1 pseudogene is annotated in these 797 nt (G+C 36.6%); it reads left to right on the forward strand.

The features are described 5' to 3' along the window. Positions 1-797, forward strand: a pseudogene (locus ACFSRZ_RS11805) (hypothetical protein); the annotation flags it as partial.

A 797-nucleotide genomic window follows, 5' to 3' on the forward strand; every position in this document is an offset into this window, starting at 1 on the left:
TAACATGATCAACCCCAACACTCAAACCATATACGTAAGAGGAATCAATAACAATACAGGATGTATCAATTCTGAAACCTCTTTTGATATTAGAGTCAATCCAATACCTAACATTAGTTCCCCCGCTAATCTTCAACTTTGTGATGACGACTCTGATGGATTGATCAGTGGGTTTAATCTAGACAATCAAATAACAACGATCCTTAATGGATTAAACCCTGCTGATTACAGTGTAAGCTTTCATCTTACAATAAATGATGCCATTCTAAATAACAATCCGATTGTTGATACTAACAACTTTCAAAACACAACTCAAAATCAACAAACTATATACGTCAGGGTTACTAACAACACTACGACTTGTTTCAACACTGTGTCTTTTGATCTAATTGTGAATCCTCTCCCTGTAAACAGCCCTATAAGCGATCTTGTCTTATGTGATACTGATACTGATGGGCTAGTGCAAAACATTGACCTTAGCCTACAAACACAAAACATTATTGACGGACAAAGTCCAGGTGATTATTCTGTAAGCTACTACACCTCTTTGAATGATGCGCAAAACAATACAAACCCTATTGTTGGGCCTTTTACCAACACAACCCCTTTCTCGCAAACAATATATGTGAGAATAACCAACAATACAACAGGATGCTTTAGTACTGATAGTCAGTTTGATATTATTATCAACCCTGAACCTCAGTTCCTTTCTCTTCCTGATCAAGAATTCTGTGATGATGATACTGACGGATTGGTGGCTAATATAGACCTCAATGCTCTGATTCCTCAAATCTTAA

Origin of the sequence: Pseudotenacibaculum haliotis, assembly GCF_042684245.1 — a bacterium.
Classification (GTDB): domain Bacteria; phylum Bacteroidota; class Bacteroidia; order Flavobacteriales; family Flavobacteriaceae; genus Polaribacter; species Polaribacter haliotis_A.